The organism is Promicromonospora panici (assembly GCF_900608595.1).
In the GTDB taxonomy this organism is placed as follows: Bacteria; Actinomycetota; Actinomycetes; order Actinomycetales; family Cellulomonadaceae; genus Promicromonospora; species Promicromonospora panici.
Genome location: NZ_UWYY01000003.1, coordinates 228,263 through 243,797 on the forward strand (window position 1 = coordinate 228,263; position 15,535 = coordinate 243,797).

Annotated in this window: 11 protein-coding genes; 8 read left to right on the forward strand and 3 right to left on the reverse strand. The window is 72.1% G+C overall.

What is annotated here, in order from left to right; all coding sequences use genetic code 11:
- Positions 1-322: 322 nt before the first annotated feature.
- The gene (locus tag EW117_RS04555) at positions 323-1,312 is read right to left on the reverse strand and encodes a YflT domain-containing protein (RefSeq protein WP_129784132.1); all 990 of its coding nucleotides are present in this window, start codon (positions 1,310-1,312) and stop codon (positions 323-325) included.
- A gap of 73 nt (positions 1,313-1,385) precedes the next feature.
- On the opposite strand from EW117_RS04555, the gene EW117_RS04560 reads away from it, so the two are divergent.
- Both EW117_RS04560 and EW117_RS04565 read left to right on the forward strand, forming a co-directional pair.
- The gene (locus tag EW117_RS04560) at positions 1,386-2,702 is read left to right on the forward strand and encodes a magnesium transporter MgtE N-terminal domain-containing protein (RefSeq protein WP_129784134.1); all 1,317 of its coding nucleotides are present in this window, start codon (positions 1,386-1,388) and stop codon (positions 2,700-2,702) included.
- On the forward strand, positions 2,695-3,195 hold the full coding sequence (locus EW117_RS04565; protein ID WP_129784136.1) for a DUF1003 domain-containing protein: 501 nt from the start codon (positions 2,695-2,697) through the stop codon (positions 3,193-3,195). The genes EW117_RS04560 and EW117_RS04565 overlap by 8 nt, the downstream gene beginning before the upstream one ends.
- A gap of 29 nt (positions 3,196-3,224) precedes the next feature.
- Here the strand turns inward: EW117_RS04565 and EW117_RS04570 are convergent, their stop codons facing one another.
- Positions 3,225-5,255 carry a S1 domain-containing protein gene (locus EW117_RS04570; protein ID WP_129784138.1) on the reverse strand — a complete coding sequence of 677 codons (2,031 nt, stop codon included), beginning with the start codon at positions 5,253-5,255 and terminating at the stop codon, positions 3,225-3,227.
- A gap of 142 nt (positions 5,256-5,397) precedes the next feature.
- On the opposite strand from EW117_RS04570, the gene EW117_RS04575 reads away from it, so the two are divergent.
- Complete coding sequence (locus tag EW117_RS04575; protein WP_129784140.1) at positions 5,398-6,537, forward strand: Mrp/NBP35 family ATP-binding protein; 1,140 nt, start codon at positions 5,398-5,400, stop codon at positions 6,535-6,537.
- Here EW117_RS04575 and EW117_RS04580 read toward each other — a convergent pair.
- Complete coding sequence (locus EW117_RS04580) at positions 6,526-7,740, reverse strand: DUF418 domain-containing protein (RefSeq protein ID WP_207211747.1); 1,215 nt, start codon at positions 7,738-7,740, stop codon at positions 6,526-6,528. The genes EW117_RS04575 and EW117_RS04580 overlap by 12 nt on opposite strands.
- A 124-nt stretch (positions 7,741-7,864) precedes the next feature.
- Here EW117_RS04580 and EW117_RS30750 point away from each other — a divergent pair, with 124 nt between their 5' ends.
- From EW117_RS30750 to EW117_RS04605, 5 genes are all read left to right on the forward strand, one after another.
- Positions 7,865-8,668 carry a GbsR/MarR family transcriptional regulator gene (locus tag EW117_RS30750; RefSeq protein ID WP_129784142.1) on the forward strand — a complete coding sequence of 268 codons (804 nt, stop codon included), beginning with the start codon at positions 7,865-7,867 and terminating at the stop codon, positions 8,666-8,668.
- A gap of 107 nt (positions 8,669-8,775) precedes the next feature.
- Complete coding sequence (betT, locus tag EW117_RS04590; protein WP_129784144.1) at positions 8,776-10,869, forward strand: choline BCCT transporter BetT; 2,094 nt, start codon at positions 8,776-8,778, stop codon at positions 10,867-10,869.
- Positions 10,870-10,931: 62 nt separating this feature from the next.
- Positions 10,932-12,416, forward strand: coding sequence for an aldehyde dehydrogenase family protein (locus EW117_RS04595; RefSeq protein ID WP_129784146.1), 1,485 nt, complete (start codon positions 10,932-10,934; stop codon positions 12,414-12,416).
- Positions 12,409-14,019 carry a GMC family oxidoreductase gene (locus EW117_RS04600; protein ID WP_129784148.1) on the forward strand — a complete coding sequence of 537 codons (1,611 nt, stop codon included), beginning with the start codon at positions 12,409-12,411 and terminating at the stop codon, positions 14,017-14,019. The genes EW117_RS04595 and EW117_RS04600 overlap by 8 nt, the downstream gene beginning before the upstream one ends.
- A 198-nt stretch (positions 14,020-14,217) precedes the next feature.
- The gene (locus EW117_RS04605; protein WP_165362468.1) at positions 14,218-15,207 is read left to right on the forward strand and encodes an NAD-dependent epimerase/dehydratase family protein; all 990 of its coding nucleotides are present in this window, start codon (positions 14,218-14,220) and stop codon (positions 15,205-15,207) included.
- The last annotated feature ends 328 nt before the right edge of the window (positions 15,208-15,535 follow it).

Sequence of the window (15,535 nt, forward strand, 5' to 3'; positions counted from 1 at the left end):
GTCGGTTGCACGGCACGGGCAACTGACTTCGGTCCCTCACACGGCACGAAGAGCTGACTTCGGTCCCTCGCACGGCACGGGCAGCTGACTTCGGTCGGTTGCTTTGACATCGGTCGTTTGATTGACCGATCTCAGAGCAACCGACCGAAGTCATGTCGGCCACCGTGCAACCGACCGAAGTCGGAGCGGCGCCCTGACCAACCCAGCTCAGCTCAGCTCAGCTCTAACAGGGCACAGAACCAACAGAGCACCAGAGCACCAGAGCACCAGAGCCCAGCGGCTCAAACCAAGAAGCTCCTGTGGCTCCAGCCCCGGAGCTCGGCTACTTCTGGTCGTCGCTCGGCGGCGCGTAGGGGTTCGTGCGGCGGGGCGTCGTGCGCTGCGTCGGCACGTCGTCCTGGTCCGCCGACTCGTCCTCGCGCTGGCCGTTCGCGGCAGCCGAGGCCTGGTCCGGCGGGGTCGGCGGCTCCGTCTGCGACGGCGCGTCTGAAGCTCCATTCGACGGGGCGTTCGTAGGTGCATCCGCCGGAGCGTCCGACGGCGGCCCGGCCGGCGCCGCACCGGCACCCGCCGTACCCCCGGCATCGCCAGCAGCACCCGCCGAGCCAGCACCCGCAGCACCGCCATCCGCCGAACCAGCACCAGATCCCGGCCGCATCGCGCCGTACCGGGGCTCACCCGTGGGCGTCACCCAGCGCGGGTCGGTCGGGCGGGACGCTGGCGGCGCGGCAGGAGCCGGAGGCCCGGCGACCGGGGGCTGCCCCGGCACCGTCGGCGGAGCGACGGGCGCGGGAACCCCCACGGTGGCGGCGCCGCGCGACTTGCCCAGCCCGCTCGGCGAGCGCATCAGCAGCGCCCGCGCGTCGGACGCGTGCTCGTGGCCGCAGAGGATCGCGTACGTCGCCGCGACGATCTGCGACGACGACGTGAAGTCGCGCCGTCCGCCGGTGAACGTGTACGACAGGATGGAGAACAGGAGGCCGAAGCCGGCGCCGAGCGCGATGCCGGCGAACATCACCTGGAAGCCCGCCTCGCCCGCGAACAGCGTGATCAACAGTCCCACGAAGAAACCGAACCAGGCGCCGGAGAGTGCGCCCGCGAGCGCCACCCGGCCGTACGTGAGACGCCCCGTGACGCGCTCGACCATGCGCAGGTCGGTGCCCACGATGGTGACGTTCTCAACGGGGAACTTGTTGTCGGAGAGGTAGTCGACTGCTTTCTGCGCCTCCAGGTAGGTGGAGTACGCGGCGACCTCGTCGCCGGCCGGCAGGGTCGGGACCTTCGGGACGGCACCCGGGCGAGACATGCTCATACCCCATAGTGTCCCCTACCTGGGCAGAAGTGGCGAGGAGCGTGCCGCGGAGCCGGGTCGTAGGCTGACCAGCGTGAGCGCCAGCACCAGGGTTTTTGTCGCACGTCTGGCAGGCACCGTGGTCTTCGACCCGATCGGGGACCAGGTGGGCCGGGTTCGTGATGTCGTAGTGCTGGTCCGGGCCAAGGGCGCGCCGCGGGCGGTGGGTCTGGTGGTGGAGGTCCCGGGCCGGCGCCGCGTCTTTCTTCCCCTGACCCGCGTGACCAGTATCGACGCCGGCCAGGTGATCAGCACCGGGCTGGTGAACATGCGGCGGTTCGAGCAGCGGGCCATGGAGTCGGTGGTGCTGGGCGAGCTGCTGGACCGCCGGGTGCAGCTCAAGGACGGATCCGGCGAGGTCACCATCGAGGACGTCTCGATCGCGCAGCAGCGCACCGGCGACTGGCTGGTGGATCAGTTGTTCGTGCGGCGCCGTTCCGCGCGGGGGTCGGCCCCGTTCCGCCGCGGCTCGACCCTGACCGTCCCGGTCGACGCCGTGCAGGACCTCACCGCCCGGTCGGCGGAGCAGGGTGCCGCCCGTCTGCTGGAGGCGTACGAGGACATGCGAGCTGCCGACCTCGCGGACGTGATCCACGACCTGGGTGCCGCGCGGCAGCTCGAGATCGCGGGCGCGCTGAACGACGAGCGCCTCGCCGACGTGCTGGAGGAGCTCCCGGAGGACGCCCAGGTGTCGATCCTGTCGGGCCTGGACCGCGACCGCGCGGCCGACGTGCTGGAGGCCATGGAGCCCGACGACGCCGCCGACCTCCTGAACGAGCTGCCCGACGAGCAGGCCGCCCAGCTGCTCAACCTGATGGAGCCGGAGGAGGCGGCCGACGTCCGGCGTCTGCTGGAGTACGCCGAGGACACGGCGGGTGGCCTCATGACGACGGAGCCGGTGATCCTCGGCGCCGACGACACCATCGCCACGGCCCTGGCCTCGATCCGGCGGGCGGAGCTGCCGCCCGCGCTGGCCTCGATGGTGTTCGTGGTGCGGCCGCCGCTGGAGACGCCGACCGGCCGGTTCCTCGGCGTCGCGCACTTCCAGCGGCTGCTGCGCGAGCCGCCGCACGCGGCCGTCGGCTCGGTGCTGGACGCCGAGACCGAGTGGCTCACTCACGACGCGTCGGTGGGCCAGGTGACGCGCCTGCTGGCGGCCTACGACCTGCTCGCGCTGCCCGTCCTCGACGCCCAGCGCCGGCTGCTCGGCGTCGTCACGGTCGACGACGTGCTCGACCACATCCTTCCGGACGACTGGCGGGGCAGCGACGACGAACGGCTGGATGCAGTCGCGCAGGCCGCTCCGGCGCCACGGCCGGGACCGACCCGACGGGGGGCCAACCGTGGCTGACCGCCTGGACACCCCGCTCGCCAAGGGCCGCACCCTGGTCCCCCGGTTCCGGGTGGACCAGGACGCCGTCGGGAAGGCCACCGAGGCGATCGCCCGGTTCCTGGGCACGCCGCGCTTCCTCATCTACCTCACGGTGTTCTGCCTGGTCTGGCTCGTGTGGAACGCGTGGGGTCCGGAGGACCTGCGGTTCGACAGCGCCGCGAACGGGTTCACGGCGCTCACCCTGATGCTGTCGCTGCAGGCGAGCTACGCGGCCCCACTGATCCTGCTGGCGCAGAACCGGCAGGACGACCGCGACCGGGTGACCGCCGAGCAGGACCGGCAGCGCGGCGAGCGCAACCTCGCCGACACGGAGTACCTCGCGCGCGAGATGGCGGCGCTGCGGATCGCCCTGTCCGAGGTCGCGACCCGCGACTTCGTGCGCTCGGAGATCCGCAACCTCCTGGAGGAGCTGGAGGAGAAGAAGGACGAGGGCCGGGGAGAGCAGGCCTGAGGAGTCACGAGCCCCGGGGAACTCTCCGCTCACGGCTCGACGTCGTCGTGGAGCACCACCCGCGACAGCTCGTAGGCGCCGCCGGGCAGCTTCCAGTAGTGCAGCCGGCGCGCCGACGGCGTGTTGACCTGGAGCGACACCCGCCAGCACACGGCGCCGTCGTCGCGCTGGCGGAACGGGTCGTCGCCGCCCGCGCCCGTGCGCAGACGATGTACCTGCAGGCCGTTCATCTCGGGCGCCAGCCCGGTCAGCACCATGACGAGCGTCCAGATCACCCGGTCACGGCTCACGCCCTCCAGGTCGGTCAGAGAGAGCAGGAAGCGCGGGCCGAGCGTGTACTCCGCCAGGGGACGCCCGGGCTTCTCGGCGGCGGGAATCGCCCGCGCCCACTCGGCCAGGACGTCGAACCGGAGCTGATCCTCGTCGTCGACGAAGTACCGCTCCTCGGGCACATCGTCCCCCGCGTCGCCGAGCCGACGCCGCAGCCGCGCGGCCTCCTGCCGCGCCTTGCGCAGGGCGGTCGCCTGCTGCTCGGCGCGCCGTTCGCTGCGGTCGAGCCGCTCGGTGAGCTCGCCGACCCGGCCCAGCAGGCGGTCGACCTCCAGCTCGACCTGACGCCGCTTGACCTTGTCGTCGAGCAGCTCCTTCGCGAGCGCGGCGACCTGGGACTTCGCGGCGTCGAGGGAGAGGCTGAGGTCGCGGGCCGCCTTGCCTGCCGGCTCCGCCGGGCTCTCGGACGCCGCGGGCGAGGGCAGGGCGTCCTGCCCGCCGGCGTGCCACGCGGCCACGTCCCCGGGCGTGGGCGCCCGGGGCCCGGCCGCTCGCTGGTCGATTCCCCCTTGGTCAGGCCCTCGCTCGTCGAGCCCTCGCACCTCGAGCCTGTCGAGACCCTGCCCGACGCCGTCGCTCCGCTCACGCGTAGCCGTCGCCCCGGCCCCGTCCGGTTCTGACGGACGGGCGCCGAACAGGTCGGCGGGCGTGGGCGGGGTGACCTGCGGATCGCCGGGTCCCGTCTGGCTGGTTCCGACAGGCTCGACCAGCGAACGGTCAGGCTGGGCCAACGACGGCTCAACCAGAGACGGCTCGAGCAACGACGGTTCGAGCCATGGCGGGCCGCCGTCCAGCAGCGCTATCGCGGGGACGGGCTCGTCCTCGGACTCGTCGACGTCGTCCAGCCGCAGGGCCAGGCCGTCGAGCGGCGCGGGCACGCGGCGGGCGGCCACCACCTCGCCCGGGGTGAAGAGGTCGCTGAGCAGGTCCAGGTCGTTGCCCGTGATCTCGGGCCGGCGCACGCGCACCGGGACGCCGGGCGCCAGGGCGATGCGCACGGCGTCGTCCTCGACCTTCTCGACCCGGCCGAGCACTACCTGACCCACGCGGTAGGCGGCGTGCACCGCCCGGCGCAGGGTGTCGACGTCGGGCAGCATGCCGCGGATGTCGAGGAGGCGGCGCGCCGGGTCGAGCACCCCGGTGACCCGCATACCCGGCGCGAGCACGCGGGCCAGCGGGACGTCGGAGAAGACGAGCTCCTCCGCGATCGTCGCCTGGCCGCCGTCCTCGGTGCTGACGAGGGCGCGGGTGCCCAGCACGCCCAGCACCTTGCCGCCGGTGGTCGCGGCGTCGGGCGCGGACCGCGCCGACCCCACGATCCCCGCGCGCACCGCGAACCGCATGACGTCGCTGACCAGGCGGTCGCGCACGCGCGAGTCCTCGTCCACGGAGTAGGCGAAGTGCAGCGGCGAGCGCCGCGGCTGGTGCACCCACTCCAGGTCGGTGCCGTAGACGCGGGAGGCGCCGCCGTAGACCTGTGTGTCCGGCGGCATGCCCGACGAGAACGCCCACGACACGTCGCCGGTGGGGATCACCACCACCTCGGCGAGCCCGGCGATGTCGTCGAGCACGCGCTGCGGGTCCACGAAGGGGGCGTCGTACCCGGCGGGTGTCGAGATGACCACGACCGGGCGGCTGCGATCCGGCCGCTGCAGAGCCGCGGCGAGCTCGCGGGCCTCGTCCTCGGAGGCGACACGCCGAACTCGCGCGGGGACGCGTGCCTCGGTCATGGGGCCTCCTCACCCTTGGTGGTGACGCAGCGTACCGTTTTCAACTGACCTTCATTGCAAAAGCATGGAAGACCTACTTCACAAGAGCATGGAAGACCCCTCCCCTTCCGGAACCCCTGGACCCGCAACTTAGGATCGAACCATGACCCCAGTCGACTCCCCCACACTCGAGGCTCGCGTGCGCGACGCGCTGACGGGTGTGCTCGACCCTGAGATCCGGCGCCCCATCACCGACCTGGGCATGGTCCGGTCGGTTGAGGTGTCCGACGGCGGACACGTAGCCGTCGGCGTCGACCTGACCGTCGCGGGCTGTCCGATGAAGTCGACGCTGGTCAAGGATGTGACGGCGGCCGCGACGGCCGTCGACGGAGTGGCGGCGGTCGACGTCGAGCTCGGTGTCATGACTCCCGAGCAGCGCTCCTCGCTGCGGTCGATGCTGCGTGGCGGCGCGGGCGACCCGGTCATCCCGTTCTCCCAGCCGGGCTCGATGACCAAGGTGTTCGCGGTCGCGTCGGGCAAGGGCGGCGTGGGCAAGTCGTCGGTCACGGCGAACCTCGCGGTGGCGATGGCCGCCGACGGGCTCTCGGTCGGCGTGATCGACGCCGACATCTACGGCTTCTCGATCCCGCGCATGCTGGGCGTCGACCGGCAGCCGACCCGCGTCGACAACATGCTGCTGCCGCCCATCGCGCACGGCGTCAAGGTGGTCTCGATCGGCATGTTCGTGCCGCCGGGGCAGCCGGTGGTCTGGCGAGGGCCCATGCTGCACCGCGCGCTGGAGCAGTTCCTGGCCGACGTCTTCTGGGGCGACCTGGACGTGCTGCTCCTCGACCTCCCGCCCGGCACGGGCGACATCGCCATCTCGGTGGCGCAGCTGCTGCCGTCGTCCGAGATCCTCGTGGTCACGACGCCACAGGCGGCCGCAGCCGAGGTCGCCGAGCGCGCCGGGTCGGTGGCGACCCAGACGTCGCAGGGCGTGGTCGGCGTGATCGAGAACATGTCCTGGCTGGAGCAGCCCGACGGCACGCGGCTGGAGGTCTTCGGGGCCGGCGGTGGGGAGAAGGTCTCGGCCCGGCTCACCGAGGTCGTGGGCAAGGACGTGCCGCTGCTCGGCCAGGTGCCGCTCGACGTCGCCGTCCGCGAGGGCGGGGACAGCGGCACCCCCGTCGTCCTGACGGCGCCCGACTCCCCCGGCGCGCAGGTTTTGGCCGACGTCGCGCGGGGCCTGGCGCGACGCAAGCGCGGCCTGGCGGGCCGCAGCCTGGGCCTCTCACCGGTCTGATCCGTTGAGGGTCCGGCGGCGTGGGTAGGTGAGCTTCCGGACCAGCAGCTCCGCCGGACCCGGGCGGCCGGCCCGGGCCATCGCGTCCGCCACCACGACGGATGCCGCCCACACCCCGACGGCGATCACCGCGGATCCGGCGAACGACACCGTGCCCGACAGCCCGAGCGTGAACGGGAAGAACAGCAGGAGCCACACCAGCGACTGCGCCAGGTAGAACGTCAGCGAGCGCTGCCCGAGCGCGGCCAGCGCCGTCGTGAACCGGCGGCCCGCGCCGCCCGCCGTGGCCGGCTCGACCCACTCGCCGTCGCGCGGCCGACCCGCGACCAGGACTCCGACCAGCGCGGCAAGACCAATTCCGCCCGCGTAGCCGCCAACCGTGTGCAGCAGGGCGAGCGCCCATTCGGTGGACATCGCGGCCGGCACCCAGAAGCCGGCCACGACGAGCGCCTCGGGCAGGCGCGCGACCAGCGCGACGAGGAGCAGCCCGACGGCGGTCCGGTGGAGCAGGACGGCGTGGGCCCGCGGCTCGTCCAGGTAGCGGCGGCGGGCCGCCCAGATGCCGAAGAGCATGCCCGGCACCACCACGACCACGCTGAGGACAGTCTCGGGGAGCCAGGTCGGCAGGCCGGACACGATGTGCGCCGGGTAGGTGGCCGACAGGTACGGCGTCATCCCGGCCTGCCCGCCCGACAGCTCGACGGCCACGGCGCGCTGGTAGGTCCAGCTGATCAGCGCGAGGCCGAGCGGGAGCGTGGCCGCCGCGGTCCACAGGAGCACGCGGTCGCGGGCCGTCACCATCGCCGCGAGGAACAGCAGGGCGAACCCGTAGGTCGCGACGATGTCGAGGGGCACCAGCAGCGCGAAGTGCGCCAGCCCGACGCCGACCAGCACCACCCCGCGACGGCGGAGCAGGCGGCGGGTCTCCGCCGGCCCCGTGCCGCGGGCCTCCTGCCGGTACAGCAGCTGTCCCATGGCGTACCCGAACAGGACGATGAACATCGAGCGTGCCTGGTTCTCGGCGAGCAACGAGCGCACGAGCTCCGTGAGGGTGTTCACCGCGGTGGGCGCACGGTCGCTCACCAAGCCCGGCGCGTGCGCCAGCGCGATGAGCAGCAGCATCACACCGCGGGCGACGTCCGGTGCGAGCGCTCGGTCGAAGTTCGCCCGCAGAGGGCCGGCGGGGCGGGCTGGTGCGGTCACGTCGTTCCTTTCACGGTGTCCAGCGTTGCGTTCAGCTCAGGATCAACTCGCCTTTGGACCGAGGGCTAGCGGCTATGGTGGATCGTTGCAACAGCCGAACCACCGATGCACGTCAGGGAGCGATGTGCCGGGACCACGCCTGAACCGGACCGAGCGCGAACAGGTCGCCGCAGGGCTCGCGGCGCGGCTCGACTACGCGGAGATCGCCCGGCGGCTCGGCCGGCCGACGTCGACGGTGAGCCGAGAGGTCACCCGCAACGGCGGACCCGCCGGGTACGACGCCGACCGGGCCGAGGCCGCGGCGCACGAGCGGGCGCGGCGCCCCCGTGGCGCCGTGCACGCCGCCGGAGCAGACGACCGGACGCAGGACTCGCCGGCCGCCACCCGGGCCGCCTTCCTCGAGGAGTTCACCGAGCACGTGGTGGCCACCGGTGTCCCACGCACCGCGGCTCGGGTGCTGGTGTGGATCCACTCGTCCGACCACGGGCTCACCGCCGCCGATCTCGGCGAAGAGCTGCGGGTCTCCCGGGCCGCCGTGTCGAACGCGGTGGCGTACCTCGACCGGCTGCGGGTGATCCGGCGCGAGCGGGAACCGAGCGGCCGCCGCGAGCGGTACGTCGTGGCCGACGATGTATGGGCCACCTCCTGGCGCGAGAACGTGGAGGCCAACGCCCGCTGGGCGGCGACCACCAGCCGAGGTGTCGCGGTACTCGGCCCGGACACCCCGGCGGGCATCCGGCTCGCCCGGGCGGCCCGGTTCTTCTCCGCGCTCCACGAGACCATGTCGTCAGGTCCCTGGCCGCTCGCGAGCGGTGAGGCCGCGGCAGTCCTGCGGGCCCTGGCCCGCGCAGGTGTGCCGATGACGGCGGAGCAGCTCCGCGGCGCCCTGACGCCGGAGCAGCGGGCGGCCCTCCGGCGTCGGGCGTAACGTCGGCCGGGAGCGGCACTTTTACGCGCGCGCCATCAGTCTGCAACGGGTGAATTTTCATGTAGTTGTACGGTGGGCACCGCCCGATGCCCTCGACGAAGGAAAACATGAGCAGCCCGGTGAAGACCGAGAGCCCGTCCGCGCCCGTCGACAGCCCGCCGGTAGAACGCCGACACAGCAGGATCAATCCAACAGTGTTCTTCGGGTCCGCGACCCTGATCCTCGTGGTAGGCCTCGCCGCGATCATCTGGCCGGCACAGACCGAGCAGTACATCGGCGTCGCCGTCACGTGGATCTCCGACTGGTTCGGCGCGTACTACTTCGTCGCGGCCGCGGCGTTCCTGGTGTTCGTCATCGGCGTCGCCCTTTCCCGGGCGGGCCGCATCAAGCTCGGCCCGGAGCAGTCCAAGCCGCAGTTCGGCCTCTTCACCTGGTCCGCGATGCTGTTCGCCGCGGGCATCGGCACCGACCTGATGTTCTACTCGGTCGCCGAACCCGCCACCCAGTACCTCGCCCCGCCCGTCGGCGACGGCGGCACCGTCGAGGCGGCCCGGATGGCCATCGTGTGGACGCTGTTCCACTACGGCGTCATCGGCTGGGGCATGTACGCACTCATGGGCATGGCCATCGCCTACTTCGCCTACCGGCGCAACATGCCGCTGAGCATCCGCTCCGTGCTGCACCCGCTGTTCGGCGACCGCGTCTGGGGCAAGCTCGGCGACGCCGTCGACATCGCCGCCGTGATCGGCACCATCTTCGGCCTCGCCACCACCCTGGGCATCGGCGTGGAGATGCTCAACCGCGGGCTCTCCGACCTGGTCGGCGTGCCGATCGGCGTCGGCGCCCAGGTGGCGCTGCTCGCGCTCGCCGTCGTGATGGCGACCCTCTCGGTGGTCTCGGGTGTGCAGCGCGGCGTGCGGCGCCTGTCCGAGCTCAACGTCGTGCTCGCCCTGCTGCTGGTGCTCTTCCTGGTCGTCACCGGCAAGACGACGTTCCTGTTCAACGGCCTGGTGATGAACGTCGGTGACTATCTGTCCCGGCTGCCGGGCATGACGCTGAACACCTACGCGTTCGACGCGCCCACCGAGTGGATGAACGCGTGGACCCTCTTCTTCTGGGCGTGGTGGGTGGCCTGGGCGCCGTTCGTCGGGCTGTTCCTCGCCCGGATCTCGCGCGGCCGGACCATCCGCCAGTTCGTGCTCGGTACGCTCACCATCCCGTTCGTCTTCGTGCTGCTGTGGGTGTCCGTCTTCGGCAACAGCGCGCTCGACTACATCCGGAACGGCGGCGCCGAGGGCGCCGCGTTCGGCGACGCCGCGGTGAACGACCCGGCGTCAGGCATCTTCGCCCTGCTCCAGCAGTTCCCCGCCGCGCCCGCGACGATCGGCCTGGCCATCTTCATAGGCCTGCTCTTCTACGTGACGTCCGCCGACTCGGGCGCGCTCGTCCTGTCGCACCTGACCACCAGACTGCACCAGGCAGGCGACGACGGGCCGATCTGGCTCCGCGTCTTCTGGGCGGCCGCCACGGGCCTCCTCACGATGGGCATGCTGCTGGCCGGCGGCATCACGACGCTGCAGTCCGGCACGATCATCATGGGCCTGCCCTTCTCCCTGGTGATGTTCGGCGTCATGTTCGCCCTCTACAAGGTGCTGCGCACCGAGGGCCAGAAGTTCGACACCCTGCGCACCGCCCTGCCGTCCAGCCTGTCCGGCCGCATCGGGCACGCCGCCACCACCGGCGCCCCCGGCTGGCGGCAGCGGCTCCTGCGGCTGGTCAGCTTCCCCGACCGGCGCCACGTGCTGCGGTTCATCGAGAAGACGGTCCGGCCCGCGCTCACCGAGGTCTCCGCCGCGCTGGAGGAGCAGGACATCACGACGTCCTGCACCGAGGCGACCGTGGGCGACACCGGGCTGCCGGCCATCACGCTCACCGTCGAGCACGGCGACGAGGCCCCGTTCACGTACACGCTGTGGCCGCAGGCGCACCCTACGCCGACGTTCCGGATGAACACGTCCGACCAGGACGACACGTACTTCCGCGTCGAGGTCCTGCTCGCGGAGGGCACGCAGGGCTACGACGTCACCGACTACGCCAAGGAACAGCTCATCGCCGACGTCCTGGACCAGTACGAGCGGCACCTGCTCTTCCTGCACGCGAGCAGCGCGCCCACCCACGACACCGAGCAGATCGAAGGCTGAGCAGCTGGAAGGCTGAGCACGGCACGCCCGCACGTCCCGCCCGCCCCGACCGGAGCACCACCATGAGCACACCCACCACCCTGTACATCGACGGCGCCTGGCAGGCCGCGGCCGCGGGCGGCACCCGCGAGATCCGCTGCCCGGCGGACGGCTCGCTCGTCGCCGAGGTGTCGGAGGCGACCGCCGCCGACACCGAGCGGGCGATCGCCGCGGCCCGGAAGGCGTTCGACGCCGGCCCTTGGCGGGCGACCACCGCGCCGGAGCGCGGCGCGCTCCTGCACCGCGTGGCCGACCTGCTGACCGAGCGGGCCGAGGACTTCGCGCTCGCGGAGTCCCGCGACACGGGCAAGCGCCTGGTCGAGAGCCGCATCGACATGGACGACTGCATCGCCTGCTTCCGCTGGTACGCCAAGCTCGCGGGGGTCGACGCCGGCCGGGTCGTCGACGCGGGCAGCCCCGACGTGCTCAGCCGCGTGGTGCACGAGCCCGTGGGGGTCTGCGGCCTCATCTCGCCCTGGAACTACCCGCTGCTGCAGGCCGTGTGGAAAGTGGCGCCCTGCCTCGCGGCGGGCAACACGTTCGTGCTCAAGCCGAGCGAGCTCACCCCGCACACCGCCGTCCTGCTCATGGAGGTCCTGGCCGACGCCGGCGTCCCGGCCGGCGTCGCCAACCTGGTGCTGGGCGCCGGTCCCGAGGCGGGCGCGCCGCTGTCCGCCCACCCGGACGTCGACCTGGTGTCGTTCACCGGGGGCCTCGTCACCGGCCGGATCATCGCCGCGAGCGCGGCGGCGACGGTCAAGAAGGTCGCCCTGGAGCTGGGCGGCAAGAATCCCAATGTCATCTTCGCCGACGCCGACTTCGACGCCGCCGTGGACAACGCGCTCAACGGGGCGTTCGTGCACTCCGGGCAGGTGTGCTCCGCGGGTGCCCGGCTGGTCGTCGAGGAGTCGATCCACGACCGCTTCGTCGACGAGCTGGTGCGCCGGGCGCGGCAGATCCGCCTCGGCGGCCCGTTCGACGACGCCGCGGAGACCGGGCCGCTGATCTCCGCCGCGCACCGGGACAAGGTCACCGCGTATGTCGAGAAGGCGGTCGAGGAGGGCGCCGTCGTCCGCTGCGGCGGCGAGTGGGGCACGGGCGAGCTGGAGCAGGGCTTCTACTACCTGCCCACGGTGCTCGACGGCGTCCGGCGAGGCAGCTCCGCCGTCGTCGACGAGGCGTTCGGTCCGGTCGTGACCGTCGAGACCTTCCGGGACGAGGACGAGGCCGTCGAGATCGCCAACGACACGATCTACGGCTTGGCGGGCGCCGTCTGGTCCCAGGACGCGGGCAAGGCCCAGCGGGTGGCGAACCGGCTGCGGCACGGCACGATCTGGATCAACGACTACCACCCCTACCTGCCGCAGGCCGAATGGGGCGGCTACGGGCAGTCCGGGTTCGGCCGGGAGCTCGGCCTGGCCGGCCTGGCCGAGTACCAGGAGTCCAAGCACATCTATCAGAACCTGCGCCCGGCGGTGACCGGCTGGTTCGGAGGGACCGATGACTGAGCTGCCCGCGAAGCACCCCGAGAGGCAGGCCGGCGCACAGACCGGCGAGCGCGCCTTCGACTACGTGGTGATCGGCGGCGGTTCCGCCGGCGCCGCCGTCGCCGCGCGGCTCAGCGAGGACCCGGCGGTCTCGGTCGCGCTGCTGGAGGCGGGGCCGTCCGACGTCGGCGACGACGCGATCCTGCGGCTCGACCGCTGGATGGGCCTGCTGGAGTCGGGCTACGACTGGGACTATCCCATCGAGCCGCAGACCAGCGGCAACTCGTTCATGCGGCAGGCGCGCGCCAAGGTGCTCGGCGGGTGCTCCTCGCACAACTCGTGCATAGCGTTCTGGGCCCCGGCCGAGGACCTGGACCAGTGGGAGGCGCTGGGCGCCACGGGCTGGCGGGCGATGGAGTCCCGGCCGTACTACGCGAAGCTGGAGAACAACGACCAGCCGGGCGAGCACCACGGGCACGACGGCCCGGTTCGGATCCGGCAGGTCCCGTCGACGGACCCGTGCGGCGTCGCGGTGCTGGATGCGTGCGAGCAGGCGGGCATCCCCCGCGTGCAGTTCAACGACGGCTCGACGGTCGTGACGGGCGCGAGCTTCTTCCAGATCAACGCCCGGGAGGACGGCGTCCGCTCGTCGTCGTCGGTGAGCTATCTGCACCCGATCCTCGACCGGCCGAACCTGACCATCCTGACCGAGCACCGTGCCAAGCGGCTGACCTTCGAGGGCACCCGGTGCACGGGCGTCGAGGTGCTCGACCCGGACCTCATCCACCACCGGACCTTGACCGCGCGGCACGAGGTGATCCTGTCGGCGGGCGCCATCGACTCGCCCAAGCTGCTCATGCTGTCGGGCATCGGCCCGGCGGAGCACCTCGCGGAGGTGGGGATCGACGTGCTGGTGGACGCGCCCGGCGTCGGCTCGCACATGCAGGACCACCCCGAAGGGGTCATCCAGTGGGAGGCGAAGCAGCCTATGGTCACCTCGTCCACGCAGTGGTGGGAGATCGGCATCTTCGCGGCCACCGAGCCGGGCCTGGACCGGCCGGACCTCATGATGCACTACGGCTCGGTGCCGTTCGACATGCACACGGCGCGGCAGGGCTACCCGACCACGGAGAACGGCTTCTGCCTGACGCCGAACGTGACGCACGCGCGCTCCCGGGGCACGGTCCGGCTGCGCTCCCGCGACTTCCGGGACAAGCCGAAGGTGGATCCCCGCTACTTCACCGACCCGTACGACATGCAGGTCATGGTCGAGGGCATCAAGCTCGCGCGGAAGATCGTGGCGCAGCCCGCGATGGCCGAGTGGGCGGGCGCGGAGCTGTACCCGGGCCCGGACGTGCAGACGGACGAGGAGATCGCGGACTACATCTCCCGTACGCACAACACCGTCTACCACCCGACCGGCTCGGTGCGGATGGGCGCGGCGGACGACGACTCCTCCCCGCTGGACCCGCAGCTGCGGGTCAAGGGGGTGACCGGGCTGCGGGTCGCGGACGCGTCCGTGATGCCGGAGATCACGACGGTCAACCCGAACATCACGGTGATGATGATCGGGGAGCGCTGCGCGGACTTCCTGAAGGAGGAGCGGGCGGCGTTGGTGGGGTAAGGCCGACCGGCGACCGGCAAGGGGCAGCCGGCGAGCGGCGGGAGGGGCGACGAGGATGCCCGTGCGCTCCCGGTACTGCCGCAGCACCTGGTCTCGTCCGCCCGGCCGTGCCGAGGGCGAGCGCCCGTACGCCCGGCGAAGATTCGCCAAGAGCAGATCAGCGTGCCCCGGCGTCCGCGATGCGGTTCGGTGGGCACCATGCGAATCCTGGTTCTCGGTGGAACGGTCTTCCTGTCCCGCGCGGTCGCGGAAGCCGCGGTGGCCCGCGGGCACGACGTCACGTGCGCGGCACGCGGCGTCAGTGGCACGGTGCCCGACGGCGCCACGCTCGTGCGCTGGGACCGCGCCGAGGCGGTGCCCGCGGAGCTGGTCGAGGCGCAGTTCGACGCCGTCGTCGACGTCTCCCGTGTCCCCTCGCACGTGCGCAGCGCGGTGGCGGCTTTCCCGGACGCCCACTGGACGTTCGTGTCCACCGTCAACGTCTACGCGGACACCACCACCGTGGGCGGCACGCCCGCCACGCTCCCCCTGCTCGACCCGGTCGAGACCGACGAGGACCCGTCGTCCGGCCCTGATGTGTACGGGGCGATGAAGGTGGCGTGCGAGAACCTGGTCCGGTCAGGCGTGGCGGCGCCCCTGGTGATCCGGCCGGGCCTGATCGTCGGGCCGGGCGATCCGAGCGGCCGGTTCGCCTACTGGCCCGCCCGGTTCGCGCAGGCGGCCGAGGACGGTCTGCCGGTGCTGGTCCCCGAGCCCGCGGACGCCCCGGTGCAGCTTGTCGACGTCCGCGACCTCGCGGAGTGGATAATAACGGCCGCCGAACAGGGCACCACCGGGGACTTCGACGCCGTCTGCCCGCCGCTGCCCCGGTCGGAGCTGCTCGCCCAGGTGGCCGCCGGCGCCGGGGCCGACCCGGAGCTCGTCGCCGTCGCCCCGGAGGTCCTCGCAGAGCACGAAGTGGTGCCCTGGTCGGGACCCCGGTCGATCCCGGTCTGGGTCGCCGACCTCGTCGACGCCGGCTTCCTGGCGCACGACGTCACATCCTCGCTGGAGGCCGGCCTGAAGATCCGACCGTTCGCCGACACCACCCGCGACACCCTCGCGTGGCTCCGCGCCACACCGTCCGCCAAGATCACGGGCCTGACCCGCGACGAGGAGCAGGAGGTGCTGTCGGCCGTCCGGCGCTGAACACCCGGCACGACGCACATCCCGCGAGTGCAGACTTGGTAGCCGTCTCACCCAGCGACTGCAGACATGGTTGCGGATACAGAGCCTGTGGCCGCGACGAAGTCTGCAGCCGGCAGCTGGGGCAGCGACCAGGTCTGCACTCGCGACGTGACCCGGCCCACAAGGCAACCTCAGCCGGACCCACGCAAACCAACCACAGTCGCCCGTAAATCGATACAATGCTGCTGAGCTCAGAGCCCTCATTCGCCGTCGGGAAGCGTGTTTCCGCGCGCGTCGAGGGCAAAGCGTTGTCGGTACCCCGGACGAACGCTCCCGACTCTGGACAAGG

Bases quoted from the DNA above. Each gene is read 5' to 3' on its own strand.
- betT (WP_129784144.1), top strand. From the start codon at position 8,776: ATGAGCAGCCCGGTGAAGACCGAGAGCCCGTCCGCGCCCGTCGACAGC.
- EW117_RS04575 (WP_129784140.1), top strand. From the start codon at position 5,398: ATGACCCCAGTCGACTCCCCCACACTCGAGGCTCGCGTGCGCGACGCG.
- EW117_RS04595 (WP_129784146.1), top strand. From the start codon at position 10,932: ATGAGCACACCCACCACCCTGTACATCGACGGCGCCTGGCAGGCCGCG.
- EW117_RS04600 (WP_129784148.1), top strand. From the start codon at position 12,409: ATGACTGAGCTGCCCGCGAAGCACCCCGAGAGGCAGGCCGGCGCACAG.
- EW117_RS04570 (WP_129784138.1), bottom strand. From the start codon at position 5,255: ATGACCGAGGCACGCGTCCCCGCGCGAGTTCGGCGTGTCGCCTCCGAG.
- EW117_RS04555 (WP_129784132.1), bottom strand. From the start codon at position 1,312: ATGAGCATGTCTCGCCCGGGTGCCGTCCCGAAGGTCCCGACCCTGCCG.
- EW117_RS04605 (WP_165362468.1), top strand. From the start codon at position 14,218: ATGCGAATCCTGGTTCTCGGTGGAACGGTCTTCCTGTCCCGCGCGGTC.